At 69.0% G+C, this 20,227-nt stretch carries 27 protein-coding genes; 8 read left to right on the top strand and 19 right to left on the bottom strand.

The annotated features are described in order from the left end of the window. Positions 1-15 precede the first annotated feature (15 nt). On the bottom strand, positions 16-348 hold the full coding sequence (locus tag ACH46_RS15600; protein WP_062393732.1) for a hypothetical protein: 333 nt from the start codon (positions 346-348) through the stop codon (positions 16-18). A 126-nt stretch (positions 349-474) separates the two neighbouring features. Between ACH46_RS15600 and ACH46_RS15605 the strand changes: the two genes are divergently transcribed. The 5 genes from ACH46_RS15605 to ACH46_RS15625 are packed head-to-tail and all read left to right on the top strand — an operon-like array spanning position 475 to position 3,227. Then, on the top strand, positions 475-1,677 hold the full coding sequence (locus ACH46_RS15605) for a molybdopterin molybdotransferase MoeA (protein WP_062393733.1): 1,203 nt from the start codon (positions 475-477) through the stop codon (positions 1,675-1,677). Continuing rightward, entirely contained in the window at positions 1,674-2,159 is a 486-nt protein-coding gene (moaC, locus tag ACH46_RS15610) for a cyclic pyranopterin monophosphate synthase MoaC (protein ID WP_226995644.1), read from the top strand. The genes ACH46_RS15605 and moaC overlap by 4 nt, the downstream gene beginning before the upstream one ends. Further along, positions 2,156-2,734, top strand: a complete 579-nt coding sequence (gene mobA, locus ACH46_RS15615) for a molybdenum cofactor guanylyltransferase (RefSeq protein WP_062393734.1) — start codon at positions 2,156-2,158, stop codon at positions 2,732-2,734. The genes moaC and mobA overlap by 4 nt, the downstream gene beginning before the upstream one ends. After that, complete coding sequence (locus tag ACH46_RS15620; protein WP_062393735.1) at positions 2,731-2,994, top strand: DUF6457 domain-containing protein; 264 nt, start codon at positions 2,731-2,733, stop codon at positions 2,992-2,994. The genes mobA and ACH46_RS15620 overlap by 4 nt, the downstream gene beginning before the upstream one ends. Then, positions 2,991-3,227 (top strand): MoaD/ThiS family protein, encoded by a 237-nt coding sequence (locus ACH46_RS15625; protein ID WP_062393736.1) that lies wholly within the window; start codon positions 2,991-2,993, stop codon positions 3,225-3,227. Before ACH46_RS15620 ends, ACH46_RS15625 begins: the two co-directional genes overlap by 4 nt. A gap of 202 nt (positions 3,228-3,429) precedes the next feature. On the opposite strand, the gene moaA is transcribed toward ACH46_RS15625, so the two are convergent. The 4 genes from moaA to ACH46_RS15645 form a co-directional block, all read right to left on the bottom strand. Continuing rightward, positions 3,430-4,434, bottom strand: a complete 1,005-nt coding sequence (moaA, locus tag ACH46_RS15630; RefSeq protein ID WP_062393737.1) for a GTP 3',8-cyclase MoaA — start codon at positions 4,432-4,434, stop codon at positions 3,430-3,432. After that, a complete protein-coding gene (locus tag ACH46_RS15635) occupies positions 4,431-4,892 on the bottom strand; it encodes a molybdenum cofactor biosynthesis protein MoaE (protein ID WP_226995645.1) in 462 nt (153 codons plus the stop codon). Before ACH46_RS15635 ends, moaA begins: the two co-directional genes overlap by 4 nt. Further along, positions 4,858-5,313, bottom strand: a complete 456-nt coding sequence (locus ACH46_RS15640) for a MogA/MoaB family molybdenum cofactor biosynthesis protein (protein WP_236995104.1) — start codon at positions 5,311-5,313, stop codon at positions 4,858-4,860. Before ACH46_RS15640 ends, ACH46_RS15635 begins: the two co-directional genes overlap by 35 nt. 86 nt (positions 5,314-5,399) lie before the next feature. Further along, complete coding sequence (locus ACH46_RS15645) at positions 5,400-6,083, bottom strand: trimeric intracellular cation channel family protein (RefSeq protein ID WP_062393739.1); 684 nt, start codon at positions 6,081-6,083, stop codon at positions 5,400-5,402. 149 nt (positions 6,084-6,232) lie between these two features. Here ACH46_RS15645 and ACH46_RS15650 point away from each other — a divergent pair, with 149 nt between their 5' ends. Next, positions 6,233-6,469, top strand: coding sequence for a hypothetical protein (locus ACH46_RS15650; RefSeq protein WP_062393740.1), 237 nt, complete (start codon positions 6,233-6,235; stop codon positions 6,467-6,469). A gap of 72 nt (positions 6,470-6,541) precedes the next feature. Here ACH46_RS15650 and ACH46_RS15655 read toward each other — a convergent pair whose 3' ends face one another. The 10 genes from ACH46_RS15655 to ACH46_RS15700 all read right to left on the bottom strand — a co-directional run bounded on the left by ACH46_RS15655 (position 6,542) and on the right by ACH46_RS15700 (position 14,193). Further along, positions 6,542-6,727 carry a type Z 30S ribosomal protein S14 gene (locus ACH46_RS15655; protein ID WP_006895617.1) on the bottom strand — a complete coding sequence of 62 codons (186 nt, stop codon included), beginning with the start codon at positions 6,725-6,727 and terminating at the stop codon, positions 6,542-6,544. Position 6,728: 1 nt separating this feature from the next. After that, complete coding sequence (gene rplE, locus ACH46_RS15660) at positions 6,729-7,307, bottom strand: 50S ribosomal protein L5 (protein WP_062393741.1); 579 nt, start codon at positions 7,305-7,307, stop codon at positions 6,729-6,731. 1 nt (position 7,308) lies between these two features. After that, positions 7,309-7,626, bottom strand: coding sequence for a 50S ribosomal protein L24 (gene rplX, locus ACH46_RS15665; protein WP_006895619.1), 318 nt, complete (start codon positions 7,624-7,626; stop codon positions 7,309-7,311). Between the two features lie 3 nt (positions 7,627-7,629). Next, positions 7,630-7,998 (bottom strand): 50S ribosomal protein L14, encoded by a 369-nt coding sequence (gene rplN / locus ACH46_RS15670; protein ID WP_062393742.1) that lies wholly within the window; start codon positions 7,996-7,998, stop codon positions 7,630-7,632. Between the two features lie 243 nt (positions 7,999-8,241). Further along, positions 8,242-9,276, bottom strand: coding sequence for a hypothetical protein (locus tag ACH46_RS15675; RefSeq protein ID WP_062395523.1), 1,035 nt, complete (start codon positions 9,274-9,276; stop codon positions 8,242-8,244). Next, positions 9,273-10,526: a sensor histidine kinase gene (locus tag ACH46_RS15680; RefSeq protein ID WP_082399714.1), complete on the bottom strand. Its 1,254-nt coding sequence runs from the start codon at positions 10,524-10,526 to the stop codon at positions 9,273-9,275. The genes ACH46_RS15675 and ACH46_RS15680 overlap by 4 nt, the downstream gene beginning before the upstream one ends. Continuing rightward, complete coding sequence (locus tag ACH46_RS15685; RefSeq protein ID WP_226995881.1) at positions 10,520-10,795, bottom strand: response regulator transcription factor; 276 nt, start codon at positions 10,793-10,795, stop codon at positions 10,520-10,522. Before ACH46_RS15685 ends, ACH46_RS15680 begins: the two co-directional genes overlap by 7 nt. 244 nt (positions 10,796-11,039) lie before the next feature. Further along, complete coding sequence (locus ACH46_RS15690) at positions 11,040-12,113, bottom strand: hypothetical protein (RefSeq protein ID WP_157851072.1); 1,074 nt, start codon at positions 12,111-12,113, stop codon at positions 11,040-11,042. Next, positions 12,098-13,330, bottom strand: coding sequence for a sensor histidine kinase (locus ACH46_RS15695; protein WP_062393745.1), 1,233 nt, complete (start codon positions 13,328-13,330; stop codon positions 12,098-12,100). The genes ACH46_RS15690 and ACH46_RS15695 overlap by 16 nt, the downstream gene beginning before the upstream one ends. Positions 13,331-13,497: 167 nt before the next feature. Beyond that, positions 13,498-14,193: a response regulator transcription factor gene (locus tag ACH46_RS15700; protein WP_120298742.1), complete on the bottom strand. Its 696-nt coding sequence runs from the start codon at positions 14,191-14,193 to the stop codon at positions 13,498-13,500. A 168-nt stretch (positions 14,194-14,361) separates the two neighbouring features. Between ACH46_RS15700 and ACH46_RS15705 the strand changes: the two genes are divergently transcribed. Next, positions 14,362-15,120, top strand: a complete 759-nt coding sequence (locus tag ACH46_RS15705) for an acetoacetate decarboxylase family protein (RefSeq protein ID WP_062393747.1) — start codon at positions 14,362-14,364, stop codon at positions 15,118-15,120. A gap of 57 nt (positions 15,121-15,177) precedes the next feature. Further along, positions 15,178-15,681, top strand: coding sequence for an MTB12 C-terminal domain-containing protein (locus tag ACH46_RS15710; RefSeq protein ID WP_062393748.1), 504 nt, complete (start codon positions 15,178-15,180; stop codon positions 15,679-15,681). A 12-nt stretch (positions 15,682-15,693) separates the two neighbouring features. Here ACH46_RS15710 and ACH46_RS15715 read toward each other — a convergent pair whose 3' ends face one another. Genes ACH46_RS15715 through ACH46_RS15730 form a run of 4 tightly spaced genes read right to left on the bottom strand, consistent with a single transcriptional unit; the run spans position 15,694 to position 20,133 of the window. Next, the gene (locus ACH46_RS15715; RefSeq protein WP_226995646.1) at positions 15,694-16,761 is read right to left on the bottom strand and encodes a hypothetical protein; all 1,068 of its coding nucleotides are present in this window, start codon (positions 16,759-16,761) and stop codon (positions 15,694-15,696) included. Continuing rightward, entirely contained in the window at positions 16,758-17,930 is a 1,173-nt protein-coding gene (locus ACH46_RS15720) for a sensor histidine kinase (RefSeq protein ID WP_062393750.1), read from the bottom strand. The genes ACH46_RS15715 and ACH46_RS15720 overlap by 4 nt, the downstream gene beginning before the upstream one ends. Continuing rightward, positions 17,927-18,994 carry a glutamate--cysteine ligase family protein gene (locus tag ACH46_RS15725; RefSeq protein ID WP_062393751.1) on the bottom strand — a complete coding sequence of 356 codons (1,068 nt, stop codon included), beginning with the start codon at positions 18,992-18,994 and terminating at the stop codon, positions 17,927-17,929. Before ACH46_RS15725 ends, ACH46_RS15720 begins: the two co-directional genes overlap by 4 nt. Then, positions 18,994-20,133 carry a sensor histidine kinase gene (locus ACH46_RS15730; protein WP_062393752.1) on the bottom strand — a complete coding sequence of 380 codons (1,140 nt, stop codon included), beginning with the start codon at positions 20,131-20,133 and terminating at the stop codon, positions 18,994-18,996. Before ACH46_RS15730 ends, ACH46_RS15725 begins: the two co-directional genes overlap by 1 nt. Positions 20,134-20,227: the final 94 nt, after the last annotated feature.

The following is a 20,227-nucleotide window of genomic DNA, read 5'->3' on the forward strand; positions in this document are numbered from 1 at the left end:
ACCTTAGTCCCGGAATCAGCGGTCGACGACGGCCCCGTCGTACAGCTTGACCGCGTCGAGCAGGCTGAGCGATCGGTCGGTGACGCGGAGTCTGCGGATTCCGGCCGTACGGCTCTCCGCGCCGTCGACCACCTCGCGAACTCGATCCGCGGACCACACGACGTCATCGCTCGCCTCGGCCTCCGCCGCCTGACGACTCCGCGACCAGAAGCCGATCCCGACCGCCAGCAGGAGGACGGCGAAGCCGAACGCCTGCAGCCACTGCGCGCCGATCGCCGAGAACACCAGACCGATCGGCGACAGCACCAGGGCGGCGATCCTGCCCCACTTCTCGAGTCGATCGAGCATCACGCCACCTTCATCGGCCGGACTGACAGTGCAGACACCCTAGCAACAGCGAGGGCAGTCACGCCCGATTCGATGCCTTCCGCGATAGGGTTGTTTCATGGCTGCTGCCACTTTTTCAGGAACTCGATGATCACCGTCGACGAGCACCGCGCCCGCGTTCTCGCGGCCGCGCCGCCGCTGCCCGCGATCGCCCAGCTGATCTCCGACTCCACCGGCCTGGTCCTGGCCGAGGACGTCGTGAACCGTTGGCCCGTACCGCTTTTCGACAACTCCGGGATGGACGGGTACGCCGTGCACCGGGCCGACGCCACCGTCGGCGCCACGCTGCGGGTGGTTGCCGACGTCCCCGCGGGCAGCCCCGAGGATCCGGCGATGGCAGCCGGTGAAGCGGTCCGCATCATGACCGGCGCGCCGGTCCCCACGGCCGCCGACGCCGTCGTCCCGCTGGAGCACACCGATCTGGGCACCGCGATCTCCGAGGCAGCGCCTGAGACCATCACGATCACCGTGGAGCCGAAGGAGCACGCGCACATCCGTCGCACGGGCGAGGACACACCTGCCGGGTCCGTCGCCGTCGCCGCGGGAACCGTGCTGGGGCCGTGGCAGTTGTCGGCGATCGCGTCGGCCGGGCACGAGACCATCCTCGTCCACCGCAAGCCGCGCGTCGCGATCATCTCCACCGGCTCCGAACTCATCGACCCGTCCGGCACGCCCGAACGCGGGCAGATCCCCGAGTCCAACTCGGTGCTGCTCGCCGCCGCCGTCACCCAGGCGGGCGCCGAGGTCGCCGCGGTGACCCGTGTCCCCGACGACGAGCACGCCCTGCGCTCGGTTCTCACCGGCCTCGATGTGGACGCAGCCATCCTGACCGGCGGCGCCAGCGTCGGCGCCTTCGATATCGTCAAGGCCGTCCTCGACGGCACCGGGAGCATCGAGTTCACCACCGTCGCCATGCAGCCGGGCAAGCCGCAGGGGTTCGGACTCACCGAGTTCGGCGTCCCCGCGTTCTGCCTGCCCGGCAATCCGGTGAGCGTCGCGGTGTCGTTCGAGATGTTCGTGCGCCCCGCCCTCCGGCAGATGGCGGGCCTGCACGACATCGACCGTCCCCGCGTCATCCGCACCGCCGCCGCGTCGTGGCGCCGGAAGCCGGGCCGCGTGCAGATCCTGCCCGTGGTCTTCGACGACGAGACCGTCCGCCCCGCCTCGCGCGGCGGCAGCGGCTCGCACCTGGTGACCTCGCTGGCCGACGCCACCGCCCTCGCCCTCATCCCCGCCGACGTGGACCACGTGTCCGAAGGAGATCGCGTCACCGTGATGGTGCTGTCATGAGCAGTGACGACATGCGGCAGCCGTTCACGCATCTCGATTCGGCCGGTCAGGCTCGGATGGTCGACGTGACCGAAAAGCAGCCGACCGTCCGCAGCGCGACCGCCGCGGGCTTCGTCCGCTGCTCGGCGACCATCGTCGCCGCCCTGCGCGACGGCACCGTCCCCAAGGGCGATGTCCTCGCCGTCGCGCGGATCGCCGGGATCGCCGCCGCCAAGCGGACTCCTGAGCTGCTACCGCTCGCGCACGTCATCGGCGTGCACGGCGCGAGCGTCGACCTGGAGATCGTCGACGACGGTGTCACCGTCTCCGCCACCGTCCGCACCGCGGACCGCACCGGCGTGGAGATGGAGGCGTTGACCGCGGTCAGCGTCGCCGCGCTCGCCCTGGTCGACATGGTCAAGGGCCTCGACAAATCGGTCGAGATCGAGAACATCCGGCTGCTCCGCAAGACCGGCGGCAAGAGTGGAGACTGGATCCGATGACCGCAGCCATCATCCTCGCCGGCGGTCGTGCCAGTCGACTCGACGGCGCCGACAAGGCGGCCGTCGAGATCGGCGGACGTCCGCTGATCGACGCCGCGTTCGCCGCCGTGTCCGGAGCGTCGCCGGTCATCGCTGTCGGACCGGAGTCCGTCACCCGGAACGGCGTGACGGTGGTTCGGGAGGATCCGCCGTTCGGTGGGCCGGTCGCCGGGATCCACGCCGCCCTCGGCCACCTCGACACAGTCGGCGCTCCGACCGAGACCTGGCTGCTGGCCTGCGATCTTCCGCGCGCGGAGCTGATCGTCGCGCAGTTGCACGACGTGCCGATTCCCGAGGACGCCGACGGCGTGGTCCTCGTCGACGCCGACGGCCGCGAGCAGTGGCTGGCCGGGCGTTACCGGGTGGCATCGCTGCGGGCCTCGCTCGACGGTCTGCCCGATGTGCGCGACGTCGCCGTCCGACGCCTGCTGGCCCCGCTGAACCTGCACACCGTCACCGACCGCATCGGCGCGACGCTCGATCTCGACACCTGGGCCGACGTGAACAGCTACCGCAATCAGGAGGACCCCGTATGAGCACCTATCCGCCCGGGCTGGATCGATGGGCCGCCGAGGTGGCGCCCGCCCTCGGACTCGGTGACGCGCAGGTCCCGACCGGCCTGCTACTGGACGTCACCCGCGACGTCGCGCACTCGGTCCTGCGTCCCGCCGGACCCATCACCACGTATCTGATCGGCCTCGCCGTCGCGAACGGCATGAGCGCCGACGACGCCGCCGCAAAGATTCGCGAGTTGGTCGAGGCCAAGGAACTGGCCCGGGAGGAGACGCCGGAGTGATCATCCGCTACTTCGCCGGTGCCGCCGAGGCCGCGGGCCGCAAGGAGCAGCCCTTCGACGGCGACCTCACCGTCGCCGATCTGAAGTCGCGCCTCTCCGACGAGCACGGTCCGGAGTTCGCCCGTGTGCTGACCGCCTGCTCGGTCCTCGTCGACGGCACCCGCGCCACCGACGAGACCTTCGCCGCGACTGGAGCGACAGTCGACGTGCTCCCCCCGTTCGCGGGCGGGTAGGCACAGTCGCTTTTCACCCCGCTTCGACGCCGGTAGAGCGCGCCCTTCCCCACCGCTGGCCGAGGCGCGCGGCGACTCCACAGCCCCTCCACACGCTGGTCGAGCCGCTCGGGGACGAAGTCACAGAGCGTGTCGAGGCCGCCGCGGTCACTCAACCCGTCAACGTGGCAACACTCTGAGCCAGACGGTGCTACCGGTCCCCCTACCCGCCGATCGCCGACATCGGCCGGTCCGGCTGGAGGAACCCCGGATCGTCGATCCCGTGCCCCGCGCGCTTAGCAGTCACGGACGCGCGGATCATCGCCTCGATGTCGTCGACGCTCGCGCCGGACCGCAGGAGCGACCGCAGGTCCGACTCCTCGCGCGCGAACAGGCAGTTGCGGAGTTGGCCGTCGGCCGTCAATCGGACGCGATCGCAGGACCCGCAGAAGGGTGCCGTCACCGAGGCGATCACGCCGACCGTGGTGGGGCCGCCGTCGACGACGAACCGCTGCGCCGGATCGGATCCGCGACCCTCGCACGGTTCGAGGGAGAACTCCCCGGACAGGGTCTCGAGGATCTCCTTCCCGGTCACCATCTTCACGCGTGACCAGATGTGGCCTGCGTCGAGCGGCATCTGCTCGATGAACCGCAGCTGCGCCTCGTGCTGCTGGGCGAAGCGGACCAGGTCCACCAGTTCGTCGTCGTTGGTGTCGCGCATCGCGACGGTGTTGATCTTGAGCGGCTTCAGGCCGGTAGCCCGGGCGGCTTCGATGCCGGCGAGGACGTCGTCGAGCCGGTCGCGGCGGGTCAGCGCGGAGAAGCGGTCGGGACGCAGGGTGTCGAGGCTGATGTTGAAGCGCTCCAGCCCGGCGTCCGCGAGCGGCTGCGCCAGCTTCACGAGGCCGATGCCGTTGGTGGTGATGGAGATCCGCAGCGGGCCACGTTCGCCGCGGATCGCCGCGAGTCGACGGACCACGTCGACGACGTCGGGGCGCAGCAGCGGCTCGCCGCCGGTCAACCGCATTTCGACGATCCCGAGCCGCGCGAACACCTCTGCCAGGTTCACGATCTCATCGGTGGTGAGCAGTTCCGGGCGCGGGATCCACGGGACTCCCTCGGCGGGCATGCAGTAGGTGCAGCGGAGATTGCAGCGGTCGGTCAGCGAGATCCGCAGGTCGCGGTGCACGCGCCCGAAGGTGTCGACCAGTCCGCCCGAGACGCTCACGTCATCACCCGTCCGAGACCCACCCAGCTGTGCGAGCCGTCGCTCTCCACCTGCTTCTTCCACATCGGGAGTTCTGCCTTCACCCGCTCGACGAGCTCCCGATTCACCTCGAACGCCTCGGCGCGATGCACCGACGACACGGCGGCGACGATCGCGATGCCGCCGATCCCCAGGGTTCCGACGCGGTGACTGACCGCGATCCGGATGTCCGGTCGGTCGAGGCCGTCGACGATCTCCTGCAGGAACCGGTGGGCGTCCGGGTGGGCGCTGTACTCCAGTTCCACGACTCGACCGGCCGCGTCCGGATCGTTGTCGCGGACGGTGCCGACGAACAGTGCAGTGGCACCGGCGTCGGGGCGGTGACGGCGGTCAGGTGTGCGGCGACGTCGAGGTCGACGTCGCTGATGGCGGTCAGGGTGATCATCAGTGATCGCCTCCGACCGCCTGGTCGACGGCATGTGCGGCCACCTGCAGTACGACGGGGATCCCGTCGCGTACCGCGCCGGTCGAGCCTGCGAGGTTCACGACGAGGGCTCCGCGACGCATGCCCGCCACTCCGCGGGAGAGCATGGCCTGCGGCAGCGAGGCGATGCCGACGCGACGGATCTCCTCGGCGACGCCGGGCAGTTCACGGGTCAGCAGCGAGGCGGTGGCCTCCGGGGTCACATCGCGCGGACCGACGCCGGTGCCGCCGGTGGTGACGACGAGATCGGCGCCCGCCTCCACCACTTCGACGATCAGACCGGAGATCGCGTTCTGGTCGTCGGGGACGACGATCACCTCAGTGGACCAGCCTGCGGCACCGAGCAATTCGGCCGCGAGCGGGCCCGAGACGTCCTCGCGCTCACCGGCGTACGACCGGTCGGACACGGTGATCACCGTCGCGCACCTCTGGTTGGAATCCACACCTTCGAGAGTGCCACGTCCGTCCCGGTGGGGCGAAGTTTTGCGGCCGGGTCAGGACCTCAGTCCTCATTCTTCCGGCCGCGCACGGTGTACCACGGTCGCGGGCCGTGCCAACCGAACTTCAGGGACCCGATGCGCACCGCGATCACCGCCGCCGCGCACAGCAGCCCGATCCACGGGCGGTAGACGTCGAAGTGCAGCAATCCGGCGGTCAGCGCGGCACCGCCTGCCGCGGGGATCGCGTAGAGATACTCGTTCGGCCGGAGGACCACCGGCACCTGTCCGGACAGCGCGTCGCGGATGATGCCGCCGCCCACACCGGTCGTGAGGCCGAGCATCGCCGCGGAGGGGGCGGACAGGCCGTGCTGGTAGGCGGTCACCGTTCCGGTCACCGCGAACATTCCCAGACCGACGGCGTCGGTGATGTCCAGCGGCCATCGCGTCAGCCGCGCGGGCGGCTGCCAGACGAAGATCACCAGCGCCGTCGCCACGGCCGCCCCGAACAGCCACAGGTCGGTGAACGCGGTCGGCGGGATCTTGCCGATCATGACGTCGCGGATGATGCCGCCGCCCAGTGCGGTCGCCGCGGCCAGCAGCACGATCCCGACGATGTCCAGGTCGCGTCGTACCGACAGCAACGCGCCCGAGGCCGCGAATGCGACGACGCCGAGGAGTTCGCCGCCGACGTTCAACACCGATGCGGCGTCGTCGAAGCCCGGTGATGCGAGCAGCCAGTCGACCACGCGGCCCCTTCCTGCAGTAGCAGTCGGCGACACCGGACGGCGCCGAACCTCTGCAAGTTTATCCCGCGCGAGACGGCTGGAAGCCCTCCCTGTCCCCCGTCCGCGACGGCCCCCTGCCGCCACGCGTCCAGTCCTGCCAGACTGGACGCATGGCAATCAAGTTCACCGATCTCCCCGCCCCGGTCCGTGCCGGACTCATCGTCCTCGCCGGCGTCGACGCGAGTCTGCGTTTCTGGGCGATCAAGGACGTCCGCTCACGCGAGCAGTCGGAGATCAACGGGTCCAAGAAGCTCTGGACGCTGGGCCTCGCATTCGTGAACTCGGCCGGCGCTCTGCCGATCGCATATCTGGTGCGGGGCCGCCGGAAGCCCACCGACGAGGCCTGACGACGAAGGCTCCGCCTCCCCCGACGGGGAGGCGGAGCCTTTCGTGTTCAGCTATGCCTTATCGGCAAGAAGTCACCAGCTGGACTTCTGCACGCCCGGCAGCTCGCCGGCGTGTGCCATGTCGCGGAAGCAGACGCGGCACAGGCCGAACTTGCGGTACACCGAGTGCGGGCGGCCGCACTTGTTGCAGCGTGTGTAGCCCCGCACGGCGAACTTGGGCTTCTTGTTGGCCTTGTTGACCAGAGCCTTCTTTGCCATGTCAGTTGTCCTTAGCTTCGTTGCTCTTGAACGGGAAGCCCAGGGCGCGGAGCAGCGCACGGCCTTCGTCGTCCGTGGTGGCCGTCGTGACGACCGTGATGTCCATACCGCGCGGACGATCGATGCTGTCGATGTTGATCTCGTGGAACATCGACTGCTCGTTCAGACCGAACGTGTAGTTGCCGTTGCCGTCGAACTGACGGTCGCTCAGGCCGCGGAAGTCACGGATACGCGGGAGGGCGATCGACACGAGGCGGTCGAGGAACTCCCACATGCGGTCACCGCGGAGGGTGACGCGGGCGCCGATCGGCATGCCCTCGCGCAGCTTGAACTGTGCGATGGACTTGCGTGCGCGGCGGATCTCCGGAGCCTGACCGGTGATGAGCGCCAGGTCGGCGACGGCACCGTTGATCAGCTTCGCGTCACGGGCGGCGTCGCCGACGCCCATGTTGACGACGACCTTGACGACGCCGGGGATCAGCATGACGTTGGAGTAGTTGAACTCCTCGTCCAGCTTACCCTTGATCTCCTCGCGGTACTTGGCCTTGAGGCGGGGCTGGACCTTCTCAGAGGTGGTCATATCAGATGTCCTTCCCGGTCTTGCGGGAGATACGGACGTTCTTGCCGGTCTCCTCGTCGCGGCGGTAGCCGACGCGGGTCGGGTTGCCGTCGGCGTCGACGATCATCACGTTAGAAACGTGGATCGGAGCCTCCTGCGTCACGATGCCGCCCGACTCCGCACCGCGCTCGTTGGCCGAGGCGCTGGTGTGCTTCTTGATGCGGTTGACGCCCTCGACGAGCACGCGCTCGCGCTTGGGGTAGGCCTCGATGACCTTGCCCTTGGCGCCCTTGTCCTTACCCGCGATGACGATGACAGTGTCACCCTTGTGAATCTTCATGAGTTAGATCACCTCCGGTGCGAGCGAAACGATCTTCATGAACTTCTTGTCGCGCAGCTCGCGGCTGACCGGTCCGAAGATGCGGGTGCCGCGCGGGTCGCTCTCGTTCTTGAGGATGACGGCCGCGTTCTCGTCGAACTTGATGTACGAACCGTCCGGGCGACGGCGCTCCTTGACGGTGCGCACGATGACGGCCTTGACGACCTCACCCTTCTTGATGTTGCCGCCGGGGACGGCGTCCTTCACGGTGGCGACGATGACGTCGCCCACGCCGGCGTAGCGGCGCGACGATCCACCGAGCACGCGGATGCAGAGGATTTCCTTTGCACCGGTGTTGTCGGCGACGCGCACCCGCGATTCCTGCTGAATCACTGCGTAGTCTCCTTGACCTGGATACTTATGTCCGCCGGATTTCCGACCCGACGCACACGGTCTGTCACCATCGAAACAGGTGCCTGCCTGGGACTTCCCCGAGAATTCGGTTCGGTTTCAGTGGGTTCACCAGTCGACTCGCAGCGCACGCGCTGCAGGCAACCGCTCTAGTGTAGGCCACCGACCGCTCCCCCACAAAATCACTTCGCCTCCCCCAAAACGGGTGGACCAGCACAAACGTGGTCAGTCGATGGTGGTGTCGGTGAGATCGTCTGTGCGGAACTCGATCCGACGGACCTGGCCGTCCTCCGCGATGGCGATGGTGCCGACGAGGTCGCGTCCCTCAGGCATCAGCCGCACGGTGACCTGAGCTTCCGAACGAGCACCGACGAGCGCGCCGACGGCCGCCGTGCGGACTCTCGCCAGACGCGAGGCGTCATCGCCCCAGCGGGGACTGTCACGGTCGTCCAAGAGCAGGACCCGTACGCCGCGGGCCCGCGCATCCCAGGCGGCCTCGGCGACGTCGGGGACGTCGAGGCCGGGCGCCCGGATCCGATCGCGCAGCCCCGCCTCCACCAGGCGGCAGACGGCCACCTGCTCCTCGGTCAGCGGCTCACCGGAGGCGATGTGCTCCAGAAGCGGCCGGACCTGACCTTGGAGGCGGGCGACGCGCGCGTCCCGCACCAGCCGGACGCTTTCGGGACCGCGGTCCCGCTCCGCGCGTCGCCGCAGGCTACCGATCTGCTTTGCACGCGGACGGACGAGAATCGCGAAGAAGGTCGCCATGATCAGCACGCCGATGTTGCCGGGAACCGCCACGGCGGCGACGGCGGCGACATCGGCGCCGCGGATGACGGCCACGCCGATGATGCCGATGCCGCCGGCGATCATCCCGGCCCAAGCGACGGCGATCCGCCCTCTGAAGGCGAGCATCGCGAAGGTGACCGCGGGTGCGGCACCGAGCGCGAGGAGCACCGCCCGGTCCGTGGGATCGGTCGCGACGACGGACAGGACGCAGGCGACTGCACCGCTCGCCGCCGTGGCCGCCGCGTCGCGCACGCGCATCGGATCCCCGGGCGACCGGAGGATGAGCGCCCACCCGACGCCGAGTGCGGCGAATCCGAGCAGATACACCACCGGAATGTTGATGCCGCCGCTCGCGACGCCGAGGAAGAGGAAGGCCAACCACGCGGCCGACGCGACGACGGTGCCCGCGGGGCTGCGGAGCCCGAGGATCGTCGCGACGTCGTCCACCTCGGACGCGGGGGCGGGAATCATGACTGCTCGCGGGCCTGCGACGGCACCCAGCGCAACCGGACCGTGCACCCGCCGCCGGGTGTGCTGATGACGGCGGCGTCGCCACCGGGCAGGGTCCCCACCCGATGGCGGATGCTGAGGGCCACGCCGAGCCGATCGCTCGGCACGTCGCCCGGATCGAAGCCGTGACCGTCGTCGGTCACGACAACCTGCACCAGGTCTGAGGAGACGCCGATGAACACGGCGCGCTGGGCGTCGGGGCCGGCGTGGGCGATGCTGTTGCGCGTGGCCTCCGCAGCGGCCTCGGCCAACGCGGCCACCACGCCGACGGGGCTGAGGGCGGCGTCGTCGGAGGTCTCGACGGTGACCGACAGATCACCGTCCACCCCGGCGAGGACCGCGCGCAGGCGGGCGACCACTTCGCCCGCGTCGATCTCGACGGTCTCATCATCGTGATCGACCACGCTGTCGAGTGCGTCCAACGCACCGCGCGCCTGATCCACCAGGCGGGGGTCGTACCGATCGGCCGAGACGGACACGAAGGTGGAGAGCACGTGGTCGTGGATCAGCGCGTCGACACGGGCGAGCTCGACGTTGGCGACGTCGCGCGCCATCATCTTCTCGGTCGCGGCCCGCGATTCGTCCAGTTCCGAGCTCATTCGCAGCACCTGATTGACCAGGAGAATGAACACCGTCGAGAAGACCATCCCGAACAGTGCCTCCTCGATAGCCGACCAGACGTCCGCGTCGGCGACGTGGGTGATCGCGACCGCTGAGCCGAGCAGTTTGCCGGTCGCCAGTGCCACGATCGCGACACCGACCGGCCGCCAGAGGACCAGGGTGATGCCGACCAGTCCGGCGAAGTCGAGGATCCACACCGACTCGTGATCACTGGATCCGTCGGCGAAGGCCAGCCAGAGCGCGGCGGCCGCGATCAACCCCGCGGTGCAGGCGTCGATCAGGACCGGCATCGCCTGATGCCACTTCGGGATCATCGACACGATCAGCAGTGCGATGCCCGGGCCGAAGGCGAGGACCGCACCGACCGGTGGATACCAGGCAGGCACCACCCCCGCCGCCTCGGTGACCATCTGCGGAATCACCAGCAGCGCGTAGACCACGTACCCGCCGCCGACGAATCGAGACAGGGAGATGCGGACGCGATCGAGTTCGTTGGTCGCCGGCACCGTCGAACGCATGAAATGCTGCCGCCCGCCGTCCCGAAAACCGGGCAGCGGGCGGTCACTCTTGGAGAAGGTGCGGGTCACCACGCTTCCAGTGTGGTGTATCCGTCCTGAAGCGCGCGAACCAACAGATGAGTCTTGGTCGGCGCGGGACGGCCGACGGCGGCGTACTTGGCGCGGATCCGCGAGATGTGCGTGCTCACCGTCGACTGTGAGATGAACAGCTTGTTGGCCGCATCCTCCTTCGACTCGGTGGCCATCCACGCGAGCAGCACCTCGACCTCGCGGCTCGAGAGCGACGGGCGCGGCAGCGGGGCAACGGTGAGATGTGACGACACCTTCGTCCTCTGCGACAGGGGCTTGCTCCCGTGCGGGACGAGACTCTCGCTGACCCCGACCTCGAGTTCGGCAATGCTCACGATCTACCTCCAGTGCAAGTACCCGACCGAATGAATTAACGTCCCGAAACTGAGAATCGCTCAGGATTGATGAAAACGTTACGAACTTTCCGCGCACCCCGGTAGACCCAGAAATGGGGACACCAGATCTGTTGACACCCGAACGGACCGACCCGCGACCGACCGCGGGTATCACCGCAGGTCAGGACTGAGTTTCGATGCTCGTCTCGCGGCCCGACGCGTCGAACTCGAGTCGGACGACGCCGTCGTTCCGCGCCACGGACACCGTCGCGAGACGCGATCGTCCGCGCGGGAGCAGTCGCGCAGTCACCTCGTCGCCGTCCTCGGCGTCGGCGAGCACGGCCACCACACGGTCGACGACGGCGCGGAGAGCAACGCTGTCGGGCATGCCGACGGCGACGTCGAAGTCGTCGAGCAGCAGAACTCGGACGCCTCGCGCACGCGCACGCCACGCGGCGTTCGCCACGCCGGGAGAATCGAAGCCCGGCGCGCGGATCCGATCGCGGAGTTGGGCCTCGACGAGGCGACACCGCTGGAGTTCACTCCTGTCGAGTCGGCCGCCTGCCGCGATCCGATCGAGCAGCGGGCGGGCGCCGTCGTCGAGCCGCGACAACTGCTGGTCGCGGACTGCGAGAGTGGCCTCCTCAGCGGAGCGGAGAGCGGTCTCACGTTCGGTCTCGCCGCGCAGGGCGTAGATCTGTCGCGCCCGGGGCCGCACGATGGCCGCGAAGATGGTCGCCATCAGCAACACCGCGAGGTTAGGCGCCTGCGCCCCGATCAACGCCGGTTGCGGACCGGCGAAGGCATCGGCCAGCAGCGCGACGGCCAGCCCCAGTCCGTACCCGAGCCAGGCCGCGACCGTCCGTCCGCGGACGGCGAGGAAGGCGGTCACAATGATGCTCATCCCCGTCAGGGTCCCGTACGCCAGGCCCGGGCGGTGTGCGAGACCGGGGATCGCGATCGTGATCGCCAGGGGCGGTGCGAACACGATGAACAGGGTCGCCCACATCGCGACGGGGTCGCGAGGTGCACCGAGGAGGACGCCGGCCGCCACCAGCAGCACGAGCATCGCCCCCACATACAGGAGGGGGTTGAGGACACCGCCCGCTGCGAAGCCGAGAACCACGGACACCGCCCAGATCACGAGCCCCAGCGCTACAGCCGCGCTGGTCTGCATGCCCATGATGGTGGAGGCGTCGTTCCGGGGCGACTGGCGCCACCAGAGGCGAGTCGGGAGCGTCAGCATCGTTCCCACGCCATCTGGACCGTGGTGCCTTCACCGGGCGCGCTGCGCAACCGAGTCTGGGCGCCAGGCAGTTCACGGAGACGCTGCCTGATGCTGACCTCGATGCCGAGGCGTTCGGGAGGCACCGAGTCGAGGTCGAAACCGATGCCGTCGTCGGCGACGGTCACCCGCAGGACGTCTGTGCCGATCTCCACGAGCACCGCGCACTCCGCGTCGGGACCGGCGTGACCGACGCTGTTCCGGACCGCTTCACCCACCGCTTCGGCGAGAGCGCGCACCACCACCGCCGGATACTTCACGTCGACGTCGGCGACATCGTCACGGCGCGTGACGACGGTGATGTCGGGATCGACCGCGGTGACCACCGCGCGCAGTCGTCCGAGTGCTTCCGCTCCGCCGACATCGGCGTCGGCGTCGGCACCGGTGGCCAGGGTCTGGAGTTCACCGAGCGCATGGGCCGCCTGCTGCGGCAGACGCGCTTCGTCGGGGTTGCTGTACGCCGCGACGAGGGTGGCGATCACATGATCGTGGATCAGCGCGTCGAACCGGGCGCGTTCGGTGTTGCGTGCCGCGACGGCAGCCGTGCGGCCTGCCGCCTGGACGGCATCGGCGCGCGTCTCATCCAGCAACCGCCCGGTGCGGACCACCCGCCCGGACGCGAGCATGAACGAGAGGGTGAAGACGATGCCCCACAGCGACTCGATGAGAACGTTGGAGGTGATGGTGTCGGCGCGGCCGGTGTCGGTGATCAACGCAGCAAGCCCCGCACAGGCCACCAGGACGGCTACCGCTTCGCGCGCCGGACGCACCAGCACCCACGCGAGGCTGGGGAGCCCGGAGAAGCTCATCAGCCACGTGACGTACTCGGTGTCCGCCTCCCAGCCGTTCCAGGCGAGGAACCACAGTCCGCAGGCCGCGAGGTAACCGACGGTGCAGGAGACCGCGACAGTCGGGATCATCCGGTGGTAGCCGGGAATGAAGGAGATGATCAGCAGGACCAACCCCGGCCCGTAAGCGGCCGCCATTCCGATCGGGGTGAACCAGTCGGCGACGAGGCCCGCCGGTCGGCCGAACATCGGGATCGACGTCAGGAGGTAGGCGAGAAACCCCGCGCCGACGAAGCGCGCCATGGCGACGAGGATGCGGGAGTGTTCGCTCGACGCAACGAGCACATCGGCGTGCGTTCGTGGTTCGTCGGCAGCGGCGACATCAACGGCCGTGTCCAATCCGCTCGCCCACCTTCACGCTCGATGTCGCGCGCGGATCCCTGGCGTGCCGCGTCGCGAAACCGAACATATCGCGGGATTCGCGGGTGGTCACGGTCGCGAAGCGAAGTCCGTCCGAACGACCGAACGGACGCTGAGCCACGGGCAGTCGCCGCAGTCGCGGTCAGTCAGTCGCCGCGGCCGCGGTGCGGCATCGGCAGCCAGCCGTCCTCGACGGCACGCTTGAAGAGGTCGAGCTTGGTGCGCGTCGGACGGCCGGCGTCCACGTACTTCTGACGGATGCGTTTCAGGTACTCGTTGACGGTGTCGGGAGCGACGCCGAGCTCGTGACCGACGCTCGCCGATGTGCCGCCCGAGGCGTACAGGGTCAGCACCCGCTGCAACTGCGGACTCAGGTCGACGGCGTCGAGGTTGGGGTCGCCGTCGATCGCGGCCGCCCATTCGGTGGTGAGGACCTCCTCGCCGGAGGCCGCGGCACGGATCGCACTGAGGATCTCCTCTTCGGAGGCAGACTTCAGGACGACGCCGAGGGTGCCCGCGCGGGCAGCGGACCTCAGCAGATCCGGATGCTCCCCCGAGGTGTAGACCACGGTCACGATGCCGTGTTCAGAGAGTGTGTTGACGTTCTCGCGCGGCGTGGTGCCGTCGTTGAGGCGAAGGTCGAGGATCACGACATCGAGGTCGGAATGAGCAGCCAGGAGTTCGGCGACGGTCGGCGCGGAGCCGACGAGGGCGAGGTCCTCCTGGCGTTCCAGGATCCGCTCGATGCCCCAGACGGGCGACTGATGGTCGTCGACCATGCCCACGCGAACCGTGCCCGACCGAGTGGTCGTCGTGTCGCGGTCGTTCATCACACTCGTCATCCTCACTCCCCTGCGCCCACCTTTCGGGCCCGCATTTAAAGTATCGGACTCCTCCGACAAATCCGGGGGCTGTTCACCCGTTCATAGGACGAAAGTCTTCCACTGTTACGTGCCGGTCACGCGCCGATCGGCCGGTCTCGCTGCGCGAACTCTCGTAGCGTGACGCCCATGACAGCCTCTCCCGTCCATCAGGTCCTCGGGTCGACGATCACGATGCCGGTCCGAATCCGTTCGGCGCGCTGCTTCGTCGCCGCTTTCACAGCCTCCTCATCCGCCGTGACCGCCGCGATCGCGCGCCGCGGGGCCACCGCACTCGCACCCCTGGAAGTCCGGCGAGGACGCTCGGTCTGCATGCTGGTCTTCGTCGACTACGTGGACGGCGACCTGGGGCCCTACAACGAGTTCGGCGTGTGCTTCCTGATGCGTCCGCCGGGAACCGCAGCCTCTCCCCTGCGTGCACTGCGGTCGCTCGGCTCCGGCGACGCGCACGCCTTGATTCACGAGCTGCCGGTGGACGGTGAGTTCACCATGGCCGCCGGCCGCGGCATCTGGGGCTTCCCGAAGATTCTGGCCGACTTCGACGTGGACCACTATTCCGCGACGAAGCGCGGACGGGTCAGCCGGGACGGCGCGCTGATCGCCGACCTGCGCGTCGCACCCGGGATCCCGGTCCCCGACAGCGGGGCCGACACGGTGCTGCAGGCCTACTCCCAACTGGACGGCGTGACCCGCCGGACCCCGTGGCGATTGGACTCCACCTCAGGCACCCGCACCCGCGTCGGAGGAGCACGACTGACCCTCGGCGACCATCCGATCGCCGACGAGATCCGCCGACTGAGTCTGTCCCGGACCGCGTTGATGGCGAGCTCGGTGGCCGACCTCGCCATGACGTTCGAGGATTCGACCGTGTTCACTCCGAAGGCCTGACCACCGATTACCCTGTTAGGCTTGCCTAACCACTAAGGCCGAAACCTCAGGAGAGTCATGACCGTTTCCCGCAAGCTCCGTCGTCCTGCCGCCGCCGTCGTCGCGGTGGCCGCCGTCGCCACCGTGCTGACCGCGTGCAGCGGATCCGACGACACCGCTGCCACCACTGCCGCGACGACGACCACGCAGAGCGCCGCGGCCACCGAGACCGCTGCGGTCGAGGGCCTCGACGCCGCGAAGGCGCAGGAGATCATTCGTACCGCGGTCAGTGCCGACACCTCGATCGAGGACTTGAAGAAGGTGCTGGACACCTCGCTGCCGGGCGTCGCCGAGGCCCTCAACGGTTTCGTCAAGGGCGCCGCCAAGGCCGGCTACACCCCCGACGTCTACACCGTGAAGAGCGTCCGTGCCGACGGTCAGGACAAGGCCATCGCAGTCACCGCGATCAAGTCGCCGCACGCCCCCGAGCCGGTGGATCTGGATCTGGCGATGGTCCGCAAGGACGGCCAGTGGAAGCTCGCCGGCCCGGCGGTCACCACGCTCACCTCGATGGGTCGCTGACGCCGACGACCGTCACACGGCCCCGCCGTCGGGGTCGCGGTTCCACTCCGGCCGCCCCGCTTCGCCGGCGCGGCAGTACCGCCGACGGACGTCGTCGCCGTCTTGCGTGACGATGACGGCGATCGCGTCGCGGCCGCGCGGCAGCATTCGCGCCGTGACCGCTCCGCGGTCTGCGGCCCGCAGCGCGGTGAGAAGTTCGCCGCGCAGGACCTCGCAGTCGATCGTCGACGAACCGCCGGGGCGGTCGTCGAAGAGCCGAACCTCGACGCCCCGTTGTCGCGCCTGCGCGACGGCCTCGCGAACCGCGGGCGACATCCATCCCGCGCCGCGGACGCTGTCGCGCAGGTCGTGCTCCAGAAGTCGCGCCCGGACTGCCTCCGTCGGGCTGATCTCCTCGCCGGCCGCGATCTTCTCCAGGATCGGCCGGACCTCGCCGTCGAGCGCTGCAGCTTGACGCCGTCGCTGCTGCGCGGTCGCGGCCTGTGCGGCCTCCTCGGCGACCGCGACCACCTCTCGGCGATCCAGGACTCGGGCGAACAGCAGCAGCGGCCTGACGAAGAGCATCACGAGGGTCACCGGCACCAGGGAGACCAGCATGCGCACGGCCGCCTGGGCCGCCGTCCCGCCGCCCCACCCCCAGACGATCCCCGCGGTCGCGGCGGTGGCCGAGACCAGAATGAAGCCGCACCAGGCCCACGCGATCCGCCCGCGTATCGCCAGGAGTGCCATGGCGATCGTGTAGGCGACGAACGGGGCGCTCGGTCGGATCCAGTTCATCGGCCCCGCCGGGATCGACCACCAGATGGCTCCTGCGGACACGCCTCCCAGGAGGACCGCCGCCACTGTCGCACCCAGCCCGATCGGATCGTCGTCGCCCCGTGCGGCCAGCCACAGGGACACGGCCAGACCGACGGCTCCGATCGTCGCCACCATTTCATGGCCCGAATCTTCGCCGAGATGCGGCAGGATGACGCCGACGATCACGTAGACGACGATCACCATCGTCAATGCAATCCGGAAGCTCAGACGATTCAAGCCGAACATCGTGACCATGGTCTGCGGTGACTGCTGTGTCCTCATCGCGGCCTGCTCCATTCCAGCGACACCATGGTCCCCTCCCCGACCGCCGACTGCACCCACGCGCCGCCACCGGGTTCAGCGTGCATCCGCCGGCGGATGCCGAGTTCGATGCCCGCGCAGTCCGGCCGCACACGCAGCGGATCGAACCCGGATCCGTCGTCGACGATCCTGATCCGCACCAGTTCCGATCCGAAGACACCGATCACGCCGCGCGACGCCTCGGGACCCGCATGGTGGACGGCGTTTCCGATCGCCTCCACGGAAGCGTCGACCAGGGCTTCCCCCAACCGGTACGGATAGCGCGCATCCGGATCCTCCACCTGAACGTCGATCTGTGTGTCGTCGCCGAAGGCGTTCACCGCTTCACGCAGCCGCAGAACAGCCTGCGCCGCCGTGAGTTCTGTGGAACGCGATGTCGAGACGCCGTCGAGGCCGAGCCCGTCCAAGGCCGACAGCGTCACCTCTGCCTGTGCACGATGGCGGTCGTCGGGAACGCCTTCGGTCACAGCGCGCAGCGTGGCGACGACGTGATCGCGGACCACCTCACCGAGCCGTTCGCGTTCGGCAGCGCGTGCGGCGCGACTGGCGGCTCGCGCGCTTGCGGAGAGGACCTGCTCGCGCCTGGCGTCCGCGGCACGCACCGCGTCCATCACCGCGTAGACCATCACGATGAACACTGCGACCAACGACGCTGTCATGAGTCCGTTCAGGTAGCCGAGATATCCGAACTCACCACGCTTGACGTACTGTTGCGCGGTCCCGAGCAGCAGGATGGCGCCGACCGCGTAGACAATCGGCACCCGGGGTCTGTAGACCGTCGCGAGCACGATCGCGGGCAGCACGATGGTGTTTGCCGACCACACCGGCGGCGACCCGATGGTCGACGGCGCCGCGACCCCCTTCCATGCGATGAGGTACAGGACCAGACCGCCCACATTCGCAGCCCCCAGCACCAGCGCCAGAGGACCGATCCACCGGCCGGATCCGCGCATCGCCTCGACGAGCAGCGCCGCGGCTGCCGCGACGACCGTCCCGACGCTCGCGGGCACCCACCAACCGGCGACGAGGAGGGTGGCCTGCCCCCAGTTCAGCGGGATCAAGGCGGCGACGATCAGGGTCGTCACCGCCATGCACACCGCGGCGCCGCGCTGCATCCGGAGTTCGTTCATACGCGGACCACTCGCGCGACGAAGCCGTCCGGCCCGAACTCGACCCTTCGGCGGATGCCGCGCCATGCGACGGTCACCATCGCCATCGGCGATCGACCCGGCGGCATGACCCGCGCGATCAGCTCGCCCTCGGAGAGGGCATCCAGTTCTGCCACCAGCAGCGGCAGAAGCGTGGACAGAAATGCCGCGGTGTCGGCTTCCGGGAGGGTACGCAACCCACCGTCGTCGAGCAGGGTCACCGACACTCCGCGGGAACGCGCACGCCACACGGCTTCGCGCATCGGCGCCGTGTCGAGGGCCGGCGCGCGGATGCCGTCGCGGAGTCGGGCCTCCATCAGCCGAGCGACGATGACGTCGTCGCCGGTGACGACGCCGCTGTTGAGAATGCCCTCCAGCACGGGACGCACCCGGTTGTCGATCCGCTCGAGGCGCTGTTCACGGCTGGTGAGAGCTGAGGTGTCGTCGGCCCGCTCCTGTGCGACTCGCCGATAGCGGATGGCGAGAGCGTCGATCTCACCGAGGAGCGGCATGATCGCCAGTGATGCCGCCGTCACCACGATGAGGACCACGATGCTGGTGGTCTGCAACGCAGTCCACCACTCCACGGCGCCCGTCCGCGGCCCCAACAGCAGGGTCGCGGTCAGCCCCACCACGGCGCCGCACCAGGCCACCGCGAGCGCGCTGCGGAAGATGATCATCACGTACAGCACGTACGCCGTCACGACCAGTGGTTCATACGCGACCACCGTGGCCGATTGATCAAGGACTGCCGTCCCCCAGGTCAGCGTCTGCGCGGCGACGACCAACCCGGTCGCGGCAACCGCGGAACGGCGCGAGAAGGCACCCGGGCGCGGCATGAGGACGACGGCGAAGGCACCGCTGTAGAGCAGCAGCGCGCCGACGGTGCCACCCCAGAACCACGGGCCGTGGCCGTTGAGAACGCCGCCGAGGAGTACTGCCACCGTCAGGACGACGAGATATCCGATCACACCGACGGTCAGCGCGACGCCGCCGAGGATGGGTTCGGCGAAGGACCTCCGTTTGAAGGACAGGCGCACCGGCATCAGCGGTCACCGGCCGATGCGGCCCACGACAGCTCCACCCTCGTGCCGACTCCGGGCTCGCTCTCCACGCGGCCGTCGCCACCGGCCAGCACATGCATCCGTTCGACGATCCCGAGCGCGACCCCGATCCGGTTGGCCGGAACGTCGCGCGGCTCGAAGCCGACCCCGTCGTCGACGATCACCACGGTGATGGCGCCGTCGCGGACATCGCAGAGAACGGCGCAGGCGGCATCGACTCCGGCGTGCCGATGAAAGTTGCGGACGGCCTCACCCACCGCGTCGATGATCGCGTCGCTGGCATCGGCCGGGTAGTCGGCGTCGGGGTCGCCGTCGATCGCAATCTCCACGCGTTCATCGATCTCGTCGAGCGATAGCCGAAGCCGCTGGGCCAAGTCCGCTGCGGACACCCGCGTCGGTCCCGGGCCGTCTTCGCTGCGCCAGTCTGCGATCTCGTCGAGCACGCTGGTGATGGCCTTCCGCCCACCCGGGCTCACCGGTCCCGGGCGCAGAGCCAACAGGATGGCGATGAGGCGGTCGTGGACCATGGCATCCAACCGACGCTGTTCTGATCCTCGGCTGCGGTCGTGCAGCCGACGAACCGCTTCGGCTGCGACTGCGGCTCGCTCGGCGTCGTAACGCCGCGCGCCGGCGATCACTGCCCAGGTGATCACCTGGTAGAGGCTTATCAACGCCAGGAGCCAGACCGCTTGGACCGCTTCTCTCCATTCACCGTGCCCGGAGGCCGCAACGGTCAGCCCCAGGCTGAGGCCACCGGCGACGACCACCGTGCCGAGTGCCTGCATGAGCCGTCCACCCATCACCAGCACGCAGCCGAGGATCTGTGGGATGAAGATGACCCAGAGGTCCAGTCCGTTCAGGTCGGGCAATTGCGCAGTGGCACCGTTCCAACCGGCGAGCCACAGGACCAGCACCCCTGTATAGGCGAGCGCTGCAACCGATCCGACACTGCCGAGAAGGTCAGTGCGGCGGCGGATGCCGATGGTGACCAGCGATGCCGAGGTTGCGACGATGACCGCGACCGCAGACCACGACCACCACTCCGAGGTGAGGGAAGCGAACTCCGCCAGGCGTCCGGGGTTGATTGCGAAGACCCCGAGACAGCAGATTCCGAGAATCACGCTGCCGTTGTTCTGAATACGGCTCAGGACGGTGTGACGGCTTCGGTGCCCGGAAACCGTCCCGCGCGAAGCGGGAGAAGAGAGTACCGGCGAG

The organism is Gordonia phthalatica (assembly GCF_001305675.1).
GTDB classification, from domain to species: Bacteria; Actinomycetota; Actinomycetes; order Mycobacteriales; family Mycobacteriaceae; genus Gordonia; species Gordonia phthalatica.